Here is a 12,874-nt window from a genome sequence, read left to right as displayed (position 1 = left end):
CCTGCGGAGCCCAAGAAGCCGGCCGCGGCCGCATCGAGCGCCAGCACAGCTCCCAAGCCGATCGCCGCCAAGCCGACGGCGTCCCAGGCGGCCGGGACAAAGCCGACCGCGGCCAAGCCGGCCACGTCCAAGCCTTCCGAGGCCAAGAAGCCCGCCGCCAGCCACGCGGCGAGCGAGGCCGATCCGCCCCCCGCCAAGCCGGCCAAGCACTGGACGCCCGTGCCCGAGGAGCCGCCGCATTGAGCGCCGTCCGCAGCCTCGACCCGACCCGCTGGCTCGGCGTCCCGCTGATCCAGGTCGTCGTCGCCACCATCCTTTTCGGCATCCCGATCCGTCTCTGGGGCCTGCAGTTGCCCGAGCCGCTGTTCGCCATGCCGGCGGTTTTCGCCTGGGCGGTGATCCGGCCCTCGGTGCTGGCCCCGATCGGGGTCCTGATCATGGGCCTGTTCATGGACCTCTTCTGGGGCGGCTCGATGGGGCTTTGGGCGCTGTGCCTGCTGCTCGCCTACGGCATCCTGCTCGGCGGCCGCAGCATGATGGCCGGCCAGAGCCGGACCATGCTGTGGATCTGGTACGGCATCGTCACCGCCATCGCCCAGCTGTCCGGCTATCTGTTCATCATGCTCGACAACCGCGCGACGCCGAGCCTCGTCCCGGTCGGCTGGCAGTTCCTGTCGACCGTCGTGCTGTTCCCCTTCGCCTACCGGCTGATCGACATGTTCGAAGACGCCGACGTGCGGTTCCGCTGAGGCAGGGCCGATGGCCGAACCGGCGATCTTCTTCGAGGAAGTCAACGAGCGTCAGGGCGTCTTTCACCGGCGCGCCTTTCTGCTGGGCGGGTTCGCCGGCGCGGGCCTGCTGGCGTTGGGCGGGCGGCTCGCCCACCTGCAGTTGATCGAGACCCAGCGCTACGAGAAGCTGTCGGCCTCGAACCAGTTCAACTTCAAGCTCGCGCCACCGCCGCGCGGCCTGATCGTCGACCGCAACGGCGTGGTCCTGGCCTCCAACCGACCGAACTTCCGGCTGATGGTGGCGCGCGACAAGAATGTCGACGTGCCCGACACGCTGAAGGTCCTGTCCTCCTTCGTGCCGCTGGACGACAAGCGCCAGTCCCGCCTCGTCAAGGAGATCGCCGCCGCCCCCAAGCGCTCGCCGGTCGAGGTCGCCGAGGACATGAGCTGGGAGCAGTTCAGCGCCATCAACCTGCGCACGCCGGAGATGCCGGGCGTCAGCGCCGAGATGGGCGAGGTGCGGGTCTATCCCCAGGGCGGGGCGTTCGCCCACGTCGTCGGCTACGTCGCCAAGGTCAACAAGGACGACATCACCGAGGACGGCCCGAACTCCGAGCCGATCATGCTCAACCCCGGCTTCCGGATCGGCAAGCAGGGGGTGGAGAAGGCCTTCGACCTGCAGTTGCGCGGCAAGCCCGGCGCGCGCAAGGTCGAAGTGGACGCCAATGGCCGCGAGGTGCGCGCCGACCCCGACGGCGACATCCCCGCCACGCCGGGGGCCGAGATCAAGCTCACCCTCGACGCCGACATCCAGATGCGGGCCGTCGAGGTGTTCGGCGACGAGAGCGGAGCGGCCGTCGTCATGGACTGCCGCTCCGGCGATATCCTCTGCATGTATTCGGGGCCCAGCTTCGACGCCAACCGCTTCGTCCGCGGCCTGACCGGCGCCGAGTACCGCCAGCTCGCCCTCTACGAACGAAAGCCGCTGTTCAACAAGGCGCTGACCGCCACCTATCCGCCGGGCTCGACCTTCAAGACCATGGTGGCGATGGCCGCGCTGGAGGCGGGCTACGACCCGAAGACCGTCCACGTGTGCAGCAAGTCGTGGGCCTGGGGCGGCCGGGTCTGGCACTGTGACGAGGCCCACGGCGCGCAGGACCTGCACACCGCCATCGCCACCTCCTGCGACATCTATTTCTACCAGTGCGCCCTGTTCGTCGGCCCTGACCGGATCGCCAACATGGCCCGCCGCTTCGGCCTGGGGCAGACTTTCGACATCGGCATCCCGGGCCAGAAGAAGGGCCTGGTGCCCGACACCGCCTACAAGAAGCGCGCCTTCAAGAACGACCCGGTCTGGCACCCGGGCGAGACGCCCAGCATGGGCATCGGCCAGGGCTACACCCACCAGAACCCGCTGCAGCTCTGCGTCATGGTCTCGCGCCTGGCCAACGGCGAGAAGTCGCTGCACCCGCGGCTGGTGGAATCGATCGGCGGGGTGGAGCAGCCGCGCGGCTCGGGCTTCGGCGACCTGCCGGTCAATCCGGACCACATCCATTTCGTCCGCGAGGCGATGAAGGCGGTGACGACCATCGGCACCGCCGCGGCGGTGGCCGACCTGGGGCTTGGCGACATCAAGATGGCCGGCAAGACCGGCACCGCCCAGGGCTTCAACTACAACGGCGGCCACGGCGTGCACGGCACCAACGGCGAATGGCGGATGCGCGACCACGCCTGGTTCGTGGCCTACGCGCCGCACGACGCGCCGCGCTATGCGATGAGCGTGCTGGTCGAGCACGGCGGCTTCGGCGCCGGCGCGGCCGCCCCCAGGGCCCGCGAGATCATGCGCGTGGCCCTGCTGAAGGACCCCGAGATCCGCGCGCGCATCGAAAAGCCGCTGCCGATGCCGAAGATCGCCGAGGACGCCCAGCTCGGGGGCGGCGTGCCCGACGCGCCGACCGCGCTGCCCGGCGCCCCGGCGGACACGGCGCCGACGACGCCGCAGCCGTCTGCGGCCGACGACGCCTCAGGAGCCCCGCCATGACCGTCTCGGCCCTGACCCGCCCGGGCGAACGCGACCGGCTGATCGTCAAGTTCGGCGAGATCGACTGGATCTTCTGCCTGGCGCTGACGCTGATCGCCGTCGCCGGCACCGTCATGCAGTTCTCGATCGCCGGCTCGTCGTGGACGCCGTGGGCGGCGCCGCACCTGATCCGCTACGTGGCCTTCTTCGGCATCATGGTCGTGCTGTCGCTGATCAATCTGCGCGTCTGGTTCGCGATCGCCTATCCGCTCTACGCCGTAGGCTGCGTGCTGCTGGTGCTGGTCGACGTGGTGGGCCACCATGCGTTGGGCGCCCAGCGCTGGCTGCAGGTGGGACCGATCACCATCCAGCCCTCCGAGATCATGAAGATCGGCCTGGTGCTGTCGCTGGCCCGTTTCTACCACGGCATGCCGGGCAACCGGGCGCAGCTGTCCTGGTGGCTGTTGATCCCGGGCGCCCTGATCATGATCCCGGTGGCGCTGGTCATGAAGCAGCCGGACCTCGGCACCGCCCTGCTGATCATGATGACCGGCGGGGCGATCATGGTCCTGGCGGGCCTGTCGTGGCGGCTGATCCTGATCGGCGCGGTGGGGGCGGTCGCCGTGGTGCCGCCGGCGATCATGTTCGGCCTGCACGACTATCAGCGCAAGCGCATCCTGACCTTCCTCGATCCGGAGGGCGATCCTTCCGGCTCGGGCTACCACATCCTGCAGTCGAAGATCGCGCTGGGCTCCGGCGGCCTGCTGGGCAAGGGCTATGGCCTGGGCTCGCAGAGCCAGCTGAACTTCCTGCCGGAGAAGCAGACCGACTTCATCTTCGCGACGCTCGCCGAGGAGTTCGGCTTCGTCGGCTGCATTTCGGTGCTGGCGCTCTATGCGGTGGTGATCTTCATGGCCTTGCGCACCGCCTACCTCAGCCACAGCCACTTCGGCCGGCTGGCGGCGGCCGGCGTGACGGTGACCTTCGCCCTCTATGTGCTGATCAACGGTTCGATGGTCATGGGCCTGGCGCCGGTGGTGGGCGTGCCCATGCCGCTGCTCTCCTATGGCGGCACGGTGATGCTGACGGTGATGGTCGGCTTCGGCCTGGTCAACGCCGTACGCGTGCACCGCTACTCCGAGATCACCAGCGGCAAGGGGACGTTGCTGTAGAAGCGGGAGGATCAGCTCACCCGATACGCCTGATCGGTCGCCCGCACGAGCGCGTCCACAACGCCGGGTTCGGTCGAGGCGTGGCCGGCGTCCCAGACGATCTCGAAGCGGGCCTGGGGCCAGGCGGTCTTCAGCCGCCAGGCCGCGTCCATCGGCGTGACGACGTCGAAGCGGCCCTGGACCACCCAGCCGGGGATGCTGCGCAGCTTGTCGACGTTGTTCAGCAGCCAGCCCTCTTCCGGGAAGAAGCCGCCGTTGGCGAAGTAGTGGCACTCGATCCGCGCGAACGCGATGGCGAAGTCGATCTCGTTGAACTTCGAGGGCCTGGCCTCGGGCCCGCGGATCGACATGGTGTCGCCCTCCCACTGGCTCCAGGCGGCCGCCGCCTCGGCCTGGACGCGCCGTTCAGGGGAGGTCAGGCGCCTGTGGTAGGCGCTGATCATGTCGCCCTGCTCGTCGGGCGGGATCGGGGCGCAGAACCGTTCCCACGCGTCGGGAAACAGCATCGAGGCGCCTTCCTGGTAGAACCAGCGCAGCTCGCGCTGGGTCACCAGGAAGACCCCGCGCAGCACCAGGCTCTCGACCCGCTCCGGGTGGGTGATGGCGTAGGCGAGCGCCAGCGTCGACCCCCACGAGCCGCCGAACACGCACCATTTCTCGACGCCCAGCCGCTCGCGCAGCCGCTCGATGTCCTCGATCAGCGCCCAGGTGGTGTTGTCCTCGAGGCTGGCGTTGGGCCGGCTGCGGCCGCAGCCGCGCTGGTCGAACAGCACCATGCGCCAGCGCGACGGGTCGAAGAAACGGCGCATGGTCGGGTTGATCGCCCCGCCGGGGCCGCCGTGCAGGATGACGCAGGGCTTGCCGTCGCGCCGCCCGCACTCCTCGTAGAAGATCTCATGGTCTCCGCCGACCGGTATCCAGTCGGACGCGAAGGCCTGGTTCTCGGGGAACAGCCCCCGCCGATAGGCGGCGCCGGAGACGACGGGCGAGAGCATGTTGCGTTCCATCAGCCTATCTACGTCCGGAAACAGGCGCGCATCTAGTGCTCCGTGTCCGAAGCCCGCCGGCGGCCGACGGACGTTAGAGACGAGAGGGACACTAGCAAGTTCATCTCCTCCGGCGCGCTCATTTGCAGCGGCCGGGAGCTCGCCTTTCCTAGATCCTGACGTCGCGGGCGGCCCAGGCGAGGACGCCCCAGCCGACCATGAACAGCACCCCGCCGATCGGCGTGATCGCGCCCAGCCACAGCGGTCCGCCGAACGCCATCGCCGAAAGCGTGCCGGCGAAGATCACGGCGCCGGCCAGGAAGAACGGCGGTGCGAGGGCGGCGCGCCGCGCGCCCCCCTGCACCAGCGGCGCACAGGCCAGGCTCGCCAGGACATGGACGAAGCCGTACTCCGCCCCGGTCCGCATCCAGCCCTGGGCCCGCAAATCGGAGAGCCCATGGGCGGCGAAAGCGCCGAGGGCGACGCAGAGGAGGCCAAGCGCCGCGGCGAGGATGAGCGAGTTGCGCATGCCGGCTCACATGCCGCAGATCGTGCGCCAGGTCGATGCCGCCGCGCCGCTAGTGTGCTGGATCTGAAGTTCGCCCGCATCCGGGTCGAGCGCTGGAGCGAACTTCAGATCCGAAAAGCACATTAGAAACATGTACTTGCTAGTGTCCTTATCGACTCCGAAGTTCGTCCGAGCCCGCCACAGGCGCATGCGAACTTCGGAATCGGGACTAGGCCGCGATGGTCAACCTTTTGCGGGCCCGGGCGTTTGGTTACGACGTGGCTTTCGCAACCGCCGGGGTATTTCCTTGTGCATGAAAAAGGATATTCCTGCCGAACGACCATGGCGCAGCACGCCGCCATTCGGCCTTGGGCGAACGTGAGACATGACCGGACCGGACCGCGACACGGAGTCCTGGGGTCTCGGCGGGGGCCCGGACCTCGGCCACATCTGGCGACTTAGCCCCGACCTGGTCGCCGTCACCGGCTTCGACGGGCGGCTGCGGCGGGTGAACCCCGCCTGGACCAGCGTGCTGGGGTATGACCTCGAGGCCCTCGTGGGCTCGAACTTCAACCTGCTCATCCACCCGGACGACCATGCCGGCGTCGAGGATCTCCTGATTGCGCTGAGGCGCGGGGAGATCGTGGAGGGGTTCGAGGACCGGGTGCGCGGCGCCGACGGCGGCTGGCGGTGGTTTTCCTGGACCGCCGCCCCGGAAGGCGACGCCTTCTATGCGATCGGCCGCGACATCACCGCCGGGAAAGCCGCCGCGGAGGCGCTGGCGCTGCGCAACCGCCAACTCGCCGAGCAGATCGAGGAGCGCGAGCGGGTCGAGCAGACGCTCAGGCAGATGCAGCGCCTGGAGGCGGTGGGCCAGCTTACGGCCGGCGTGGCGCACGATTTCAACAATCTCCTGACCGTGATCCTGGGCAACATCGGCTTCGTCGAGCGCAACCTGCAGGCCCTGGGCGTCGACGGCCAGATCGCCGAGCGCATCAGCCACATGCGCGCCGCGGCCGAACGCGGCGCCACGCTGACCGCCCAGATGCTCGCCTTCTCGCGCCGCCAGAAGCTGGAGCCGAAGGCGATCGACCTCAACGAGACGGTCGGCGGCATGCGCGAACTGCTGCAGAGCACCATGGGCGGGGCGGTGCGCCTGGAGACCGTGCTCAAGCGCGACCTCTGGCCGGCGCTGGTGGACCCGACGCAGATCGAGCTGATCATCCTCAACCTGGCGATCAACGCCCGCGACGCCATGGAGGTGGGCGGCGGCTTGACCGTCGAGACCGCCAACGTCGTCCTGACCGAGCAGCCGGAGCGCGCGGAGGAGCCGGGCCCGGGGGACTATGTCGTGCTGGCGGTCGGCGACACCGGGCCGGGGATGACCGAGGCCGTGCTGGCCAAGGCCTTCGAGCCGTTCTTCACCACCAAGGAGATCGGCAAGGGCTCCGGCCTGGGGCTGGCCCAGGTCTACGGCTTCGCCAAGCAGTCCGGCGGCGGCGTGCGGATCGAGACGAAGCTGGGCGAGGGCACGACGGTGAAGGTCTTCCTGCCGCGTGCGGCCGCGGTCGCGGGCGCCGAGGGCGGGCGCGCGCCCGAGGCTCGCATCTCCCTGCGCGCCGCCGCCGAGCACACCGTGCTGGTGATGGACGACGACAGCGCCGTGCGCGAGGTGACCTCGGCCATGCTGCGGGAGCTGGGCTATTCGGTGATGGAGGCCGGCAGTGGCGGGGCGGCGCTGGACATCCTGCGCTCCGACCTGCGGATCGACATCTTGCTCGCCGACTACGCCATGCCGAGCATGAACGGCGCGGCGGCCGCGCGCGCGGCGGTCGAGCTGCGGCCGAACCTGCCGGTGCTGTTCATCACCGGCTACGCCGACCTGCAGGCGCTGCGCGACGTCGGCGAGGAGCGCATCATCCAGAAGCCGTTCCGCGACGAGGAGCTTTCGCGCAAGGTCCAGGCGGCGCTGGCCCAGGCCCAGGCGACGGCGAAGATGGTGGTGCCTATCCGGCGCGGCCGGCCGAAGCCGGGCGGCGAGGCCTGATCAACGCGCGGTCCAAAACAAGGTGTGCGGATAGCCCTCGCCCAAGGGCCCCCGCGTAGATTGCCCCTGCACGTTGTCCGGATCGCCCCCTATCGTGGGCGAACGTGGTTATGCAATCTCGCGACATCGGGATTTGGAGACGCGAGATGAAGAAGTACCTGATCGAACGGGAGATTCCCGGAGTCCACCAGCTCGGCGGAGCCGACCTCTGCGGCGCGGCGGCGAAGTCGAACGAGGCCCTGGCCCAACTGGCCCCCAAGGTCCAATGGGTGCAGTCCTACGTCACCCCGGACAAGACCTTCTGCGTCTACCTCGCCGAGAACGAGGACGTGGTTCGCGAGCACGCCCGCATCAGCGGCTTTCCGGCGAACCGGATCAGCGAGGTCACCGGGATGATCGACCCGACGACCGCCGGCTGAACGCGGTCGCAAGCGGAGGACGGGCGATGATGGACGTGACGGTCGTGCTGCTCGACGACGGCCTGTCGTCGACGGCGGTGATGCCGGTGGAGATCTTCCACTCCGCCGGCGCGCTGTGGAACGTGCTGCACGAACGTCCGCCCGAACCGGCCTTCAGGGTGCGCACCGTCTCGATCCACGGCGCGGCGGTGCGCAGTCCCTACGGGCTGAAGATCCAGCCGGAAGGCTCGATCGACGACGTGGAGCGGACCGACATCGTCGTCGTCCCCACCTCCGGCATGGAAGTGGATGCGACCCTGCAGCAGAACCGGGCGCTCGTTCCGTGGCTGCGCCGTCAGCACGCCGACGGCGCCTTTGTCGCCGGCGTCTGCATGGGCTCGGCCTATCTGGCGGAGGCGGGCCTGCTCGACGGGCGGCTCGGCACAACCCACTGGGCCGTCGCAGACGACTTCGCGCGCCGCTATCCGCAGGTGCGCTGGCGCTCGGATCTGTTCGTCACGGAGGACTCGCGGGTGCTGTGCAGCGGCGGGGTCTACGCCTCAATGGACCTCAGCCTGTACCTGGTCGAAAAGCTGTGCGGCCACGAGGTGGCGGTGAAGTGCGCCAAGGCCCTGCTGCTGCCGATGCCGCGCATCCACCAGTCCGGCTACGCCATGGCGCCGGTCTCGACCCCGCACGACGATCAGCGGATCCGCGCTATCGAGGCCTTCCTGCAGGAGATGTTCCGTCAGGACCTCCCGACGCGGATGCTGGCCGACCGCGCGGGGCTGGGGGCGCGGACCTTCGTGCGGCGCTTCAAGGCCGCGACGGGGCGGATGCCGGCGGCCTATGTCCAGGCGCTGCGGATCGAGGCCGCCAAGACCCAGCTCGAGCGCGACGCCAAGCCGATCCAGGCGATCAGCTCCGACGTCGGCTACGACGACGTGGCCTTCTTCCGCGAGCTCTTCAAGCGCAACACCGGCATGACTCCGGCCGAATACCGCGCCCACTTCGCCCCGCTGGCGGTGCGCGGCCAGGCGCTGCTGCAGGGGGCGTGAGAGGAGGCGTTCGCCTCAGTCCTTCGCCCGCTCCTGGTAGGAGCCGTCCTCGGTCAGGACAACGATCCGGGTGCCGACGGTGATGTAGGGCGGGACCATGGTCTTGAGGCCATTGGAGAGCACCGCGGGCTTGTAGGACGAGGACGCCGTCTGGCCCTTCACCGATGGCTCCGTTTCGACGACTTCGAAGGTCGCCAGGCGCGGCAGCTCGAGCGCGATCGGCACGCCCTCGTGGGTGGAGAGCATCACCTGGACGCCGTCGGTCAGATAGGGGGCCGAGTCGCCGACCACGTCTTCCGGGGCGACGACCTGGTCGTAGGTCTCCGGGTTCATGAAGTGGAAGCCTTCGCCGTCCTGGTAGAGGAAGGTGTAGGTGCGGTCGTCGACGATGGCGCGCTCGACCGTCTCGGTGGTGCGGTAGCGCTCGGAGATCTTCACCCCGTCGGAGATGCGGCGCATGTCGAGCTGGGTGACCGGCGTGCCCTTGCCCGGGTGGATGTTCTGGGCGCTCAGGACGACATAGAGCTTGCCTTCCAAGTCGACGACGGCCCCTTTCCGGAGCGAGCTGGCGGAGACCTTCACGTGATCTAGTCCTCGATGGTGTTGCGGGACGCGAGGGCCCCCGCGCGATTCCGCTAATCAATTTGTTGTCGCGCCCCTATAGCGATCCCCGCCAAAATCACCAGCCTTTCCCCGGTCGCACCCTTGAGCAGCCCCGCTTCCTCACCCTGGTGGAGCCATGAGCGCCACCGCGACCGCCGGCCGTTCCTATCGGTCCGCGGTGCGATCACGCGCGCCGTCCGCGGCTGGTTCGAGGGCCGGGGTTTCACCGAGGTGGAGACCGCCGCCCTGCAGGTCTCCCCCGGCAACGAGGCGCACCTGCACGCCTTCGCCAGCGAGGCGATCGGCCCGGCCGGCGAGCGGCGTCCGCTCTACCTGCGCACCTCGCCGGAGTTCGCGGCCAAGAAGCTGCTGGCGGCGGGGGAGGGGAAGATCTTCGAGATCGCCCGCGTCTGGCGCAACCGCGAGCGCGGGCCCTTGCACCATCCGGAGTTCACCCTCGTGGAGTGGTATCGCGCGAACGAGCCCTACGAGCAGCTGATGGACGATTGCGCGGCCCTGCTCAGGTTGGCCGCAGAGACGGCGGGCGCCGAGCGGTTCGAGTTCCGCGGCCGCCGCGTCGACCCGTTCGCCGCGCCCGAGCGGGTCACCCTCGCCGAGGCCTTCGCGGCCTACGCCGGGATCGATCTTTTGGCGACCCTCGACGACGGCGGGGAGACCGACCGCGCAGCGCTGGCCGCCGCCGCCGGAAACGCCGGCGTCCGCGTCGCGGACGACGACACCTGGGCGGACATCTTCAGCCGGGTTCTGGTCGAGCGCATCGAGCCCATGCTGGGCGAGGGGCGGGCGAGCATCCTTTGCGAATATCCGACCGCCGAAGCGGCGCTGGCCCGGCCCAAGGCCGCCGACCCGCGGGTCGCCGAGCGCTTCGAGCTCTACGCCTGCGGGGTCGAACTGGCCAACTGCTTCGGCGAGCTGACCGACGCGGCCGAACAACGCCGCCGGTTCCAGGCCGAGATGGCCGAGAAGCAGCGCGTCTACGGCGAGCGCTACCCGATCGACGAGGATTTCCTGGCGGCGCTGGGAGAGATGCCGCCGGCCAGCGGAGCGGCGCTGGGCTTCGACCGGCTGGTGATGCTGGCCGCCGGCGCCCAGCACATCGAGCAGGTGCTCTGGGCGCCGGTGGCTTGCCTCCCTTGATGGGGCGGGACGTTGCCTCGCCCCGGCCTCGGGTCCATATCGCCCCGGCCATGGCCGCCAGAACCCTCCGAACGCCCGCAAGCCTCGCCGAGGCGGGGCTGATCGCGCCCGAGGACGTGGCGGGGCTGGCGCGCGTGGCGGCGCAGTATGCGGTTGCGATCACGCCGGCCGTGGCCGCGCTCGTCGATCGGGCCGATCCCGCCGACCCGATCGCGCGCCAGTTCGTCCCGGACCTGCGCGAGCTCGACGCCGATCCCCGCGAGCACGCCGATCCGATCGGCGACGAGGCGCACAGCCCCGTCGCGGGCGTCGTCCATCGCTATCCCGACCGGGTCCTTCTGAAGGCCACCCACACCTGCGCCGTCTACTGCCGCTTCTGCTTCCGCCGCGAGATGGTGGGGCCGGAGGGGGAGGGGACGCTCACCCCGGCCGAGCTCGACGCGGCCCTGGCCTACGTCGCCGGCCGTCCCGAGGTCTGGGAGGTGATCCTGACCGGCGGCGATCCGCTGGTGCTGTCGCCGCGTCGGCTCGGCGAGCTGATGGGCCGGCTGGCCGCGATCGAGCACGTCAGGGTGGTCCGCTTCCATACCCGCGTGCCGGTGGTCGATCCGGACGCGGTCACGCCGGAGCTGGTCGCCGCCCTGAGGCGCCCCGGCCAGGCGGTCTACGTCGCCCTGCATGCCGACCATCCGCGCGAGCTGACGCCCGACGCCCGCGTCGCCTGCGCCCGGCTGGTCGACGCCGGGATCCCGATGCTCGGCCAGACGGTGCTGCTCAAGGGGATCAACGACGACGCCGCGACGCTGGCGGCCCTCTTCCGCGCCATGGTCGAGACCCGCATCAAGCCCTACTACCTGCATCATGCGGACCTCGCGCCCGGCACGGGTCACCTGCGCACCGGGCTGGACGAAGGCCAGGCGCTGATGCGCGAGCTGCGCGGCGCGGTCTCGGGGCTTTGCCAGCCGACCTATGTGCTCGACGTGCCGGGCGGCTACGGCAAGGTGCCGGTGGGCCCGGTCTATCTGTCGCAGGCCGGCGAGGGGACCTGCGTCGAGGATCCGAACGGCGGCCGCCACGCCTATCCGCCGCGATAGATTGGGCGGCGGAAGGGCGCTTCTGACAAGCTTCCTGTGCACATCCCGTGGACAAGACGCGGGTGCGGCCGGGCTGTGGCGTTGCGGCCGCATGCGCCGGACCAAAGGCGCGGTATAGCTAGTTCCCGAGGGGCGATACGCGACTGATTCGAGTGACGACCGTGAAAGACCTGAGCGAGCAACCTTGGATCCGCAGCTATGCGCTCACGCCCAAGCGGCTGAGCGAGGGCGGCTGGGTGTGGCTGAGGCCTTATGAGTGGCGCTGGGAGCGGCCGCCGGCGCACTTGCCGAGCGCGGTGAACCCGCCGCGCATCCGCAGCCGCAAGGCGCGTCCGACCGTCGCGCCCGGCGCGACGGCCGAGCAGGGGGCTTAAGGTTCGGCGCTCCGGGCGTGTCGCTCGGGGCCGATCCGGTCACGCCGCCGGCCTGAAGACCCAGAGGCGGAAGAGGGCGAACTGGGTCGCCGTATAGGTTCCCATGGCGACGAGCTGGGCCAGGGCGTGGCCCAGCCGGTTCTGCGGCAGCGCCAGGCCGGCCAGGGTCAGCACCGCCTGGTTCAGCGCAAACGCGAACAGCATCACCGCCACATAGCGAACGGTGGAGCCCGGAGCGTGCGCCGGCTGGCGGAACACGAACGTCCGCTGCAGCACAAGGCCGAGCGCCGCGCCCACGAGATAGCCGGCGGCGTTGGCCAGCCGGCGGTCGACGCCCAGTCCCAGGTCGAGCGCCAGGATCACGGCCAGGCCGAGCGCGGTAGTCATCACGCCGGCGCCGCCGAAGCGGGCGATCAGCCCCGCCTCGCGCTTCAGATCCAGCCGCTTCACGCTCACGCCCCGCTTAACGATCAAGGCTGGGCCAGGGTGTAGTACTGCGCGCCGACCGGGAGCTTGGCCAGCAGCGGCTCCAGCCCGCGCAGCGCCTTCAGCGGCCCGGGGAAGAAGCCGGTGTAGGTGACGCCGACGCGGCGAAAGCCGGCCTGCCGCTGGCGCCGGGCCAGCTCCCCGGCCGGGATCAGCACGGCGTTCTCGTCGAACGGGCAGGTGGCGACGATGTAGCGGCTGACCGGATTGACCGGGTTGTGCTCGAAGATCGCCATCAC

The 12,874-nt window shown here is 69.9% G+C and carries 14 protein-coding genes and 1 pseudogene; 10 read left to right on the top strand and 5 right to left on the bottom strand.

Going from position 1 to position 12,874, the window contains the following annotated elements:
- The 4 genes and pseudogenes from VJS38_RS17970 to rodA all read left to right on the top strand — a co-directional run.
- Positions 1-243 (top strand): annotated as a pseudogene (locus tag VJS38_RS17970) (alpha/beta hydrolase); the annotation flags it as partial.
- A complete protein-coding gene (locus VJS38_RS17965; protein WP_324089523.1) occupies positions 240-749 on the top strand; it encodes a hypothetical protein in 510 nt (169 codons plus the stop codon). The pseudogene VJS38_RS17970 and the gene VJS38_RS17965, both read left to right, overlap by 4 nt.
- Before the next feature lie 10 nt (positions 750-759).
- Positions 760-2,772 carry a penicillin-binding protein 2 gene (gene mrdA / locus VJS38_RS17960; RefSeq protein WP_324089522.1) on the top strand — a complete coding sequence of 671 codons (2,013 nt, stop codon included), beginning with the start codon at positions 760-762 and terminating at the stop codon, positions 2,770-2,772.
- Positions 2,769-3,923 (top strand): rod shape-determining protein RodA, encoded by a 1,155-nt coding sequence (gene rodA, locus VJS38_RS17955; RefSeq protein WP_324089521.1) that lies wholly within the window; start codon positions 2,769-2,771, stop codon positions 3,921-3,923. Before mrdA ends, rodA begins: the two co-directional genes overlap by 4 nt.
- A gap of 11 nt (positions 3,924-3,934) precedes the next feature.
- On the opposite strand, the gene pip is transcribed toward rodA, so the two are convergent.
- Together pip and VJS38_RS17945 are read right to left on the bottom strand one after the other, a co-directional pair.
- Positions 3,935-4,918 carry a prolyl aminopeptidase gene (gene pip, locus VJS38_RS17950; protein WP_414692465.1) on the bottom strand — a complete coding sequence of 328 codons (984 nt, stop codon included), beginning with the start codon at positions 4,916-4,918 and terminating at the stop codon, positions 3,935-3,937.
- Between the two features lie 160 nt (positions 4,919-5,078).
- Positions 5,079-5,438: a DUF423 domain-containing protein gene (locus VJS38_RS17945; protein ID WP_324089519.1), complete on the bottom strand. Its 360-nt coding sequence runs from the start codon at positions 5,436-5,438 to the stop codon at positions 5,079-5,081.
- Between the two features lie 364 nt (positions 5,439-5,802).
- Between VJS38_RS17945 and VJS38_RS17940 the strand changes: the two genes are divergently transcribed.
- From VJS38_RS17940 to VJS38_RS17930, 3 genes are all read left to right on the top strand, one after another.
- Entirely contained in the window at positions 5,803-7,464 is a 1,662-nt protein-coding gene (locus tag VJS38_RS17940) for a response regulator (protein WP_324089518.1), read from the top strand.
- Positions 7,465-7,610: 146 nt separating this feature from the next.
- The gene (locus VJS38_RS17935; RefSeq protein ID WP_324089517.1) at positions 7,611-7,883 is read left to right on the top strand and encodes a DUF4242 domain-containing protein; all 273 of its coding nucleotides are present in this window, start codon (positions 7,611-7,613) and stop codon (positions 7,881-7,883) included.
- A gap of 26 nt (positions 7,884-7,909) precedes the next feature.
- The gene (locus VJS38_RS17930) at positions 7,910-8,920 is read left to right on the top strand and encodes a GlxA family transcriptional regulator (protein WP_324089516.1); all 1,011 of its coding nucleotides are present in this window, start codon (positions 7,910-7,912) and stop codon (positions 8,918-8,920) included.
- Between the two features lie 15 nt (positions 8,921-8,935).
- Here the strand turns inward: VJS38_RS17930 and efp are convergent, their stop codons facing one another.
- Entirely contained in the window at positions 8,936-9,502 is a 567-nt protein-coding gene (gene efp, locus VJS38_RS17925; RefSeq protein ID WP_324089515.1) for an elongation factor P, read from the bottom strand.
- 123 nt (positions 9,503-9,625) lie between these two features.
- On the opposite strand from efp, the gene epmA reads away from it, so the two are divergent.
- From epmA to VJS38_RS17910, 3 genes are all read left to right on the top strand, one after another.
- Complete coding sequence (gene epmA / locus VJS38_RS17920; protein ID WP_324089514.1) at positions 9,626-10,681, top strand: EF-P lysine aminoacylase EpmA; 1,056 nt, start codon at positions 9,626-9,628, stop codon at positions 10,679-10,681.
- A 50-nt stretch (positions 10,682-10,731) separates the two neighbouring features.
- Entirely contained in the window at positions 10,732-11,775 is a 1,044-nt protein-coding gene (locus VJS38_RS17915) for a lysine-2,3-aminomutase-like protein (RefSeq protein WP_324089513.1), read from the top strand.
- A gap of 161 nt (positions 11,776-11,936) precedes the next feature.
- Positions 11,937-12,149: a hypothetical protein gene (locus tag VJS38_RS17910; protein ID WP_324089512.1), complete on the top strand. Its 213-nt coding sequence runs from the start codon at positions 11,937-11,939 to the stop codon at positions 12,147-12,149.
- 39 nt (positions 12,150-12,188) lie between these two features.
- Here the strand turns inward: VJS38_RS17910 and VJS38_RS17905 are convergent, their stop codons facing one another.
- Complete coding sequence (locus VJS38_RS17905) at positions 12,189-12,605, bottom strand: GtrA family protein (RefSeq protein ID WP_324089511.1); 417 nt, start codon at positions 12,603-12,605, stop codon at positions 12,189-12,191.
- Positions 12,606-12,619: 14 nt separating this feature from the next.
- Positions 12,620-12,874 (bottom strand): hypothetical protein (locus VJS38_RS17900; RefSeq protein WP_324089510.1); only part of this gene is annotated, 255 nt, incomplete at its 5' end.

The organism is Phenylobacterium sp. (assembly GCF_035276905.1).
In the GTDB taxonomy this organism is placed as follows: domain Bacteria; phylum Pseudomonadota; class Alphaproteobacteria; order Caulobacterales; family Caulobacteraceae; genus Phenylobacterium.
This window is presented reverse-complemented; position numbering and strand designations above follow the sequence as displayed.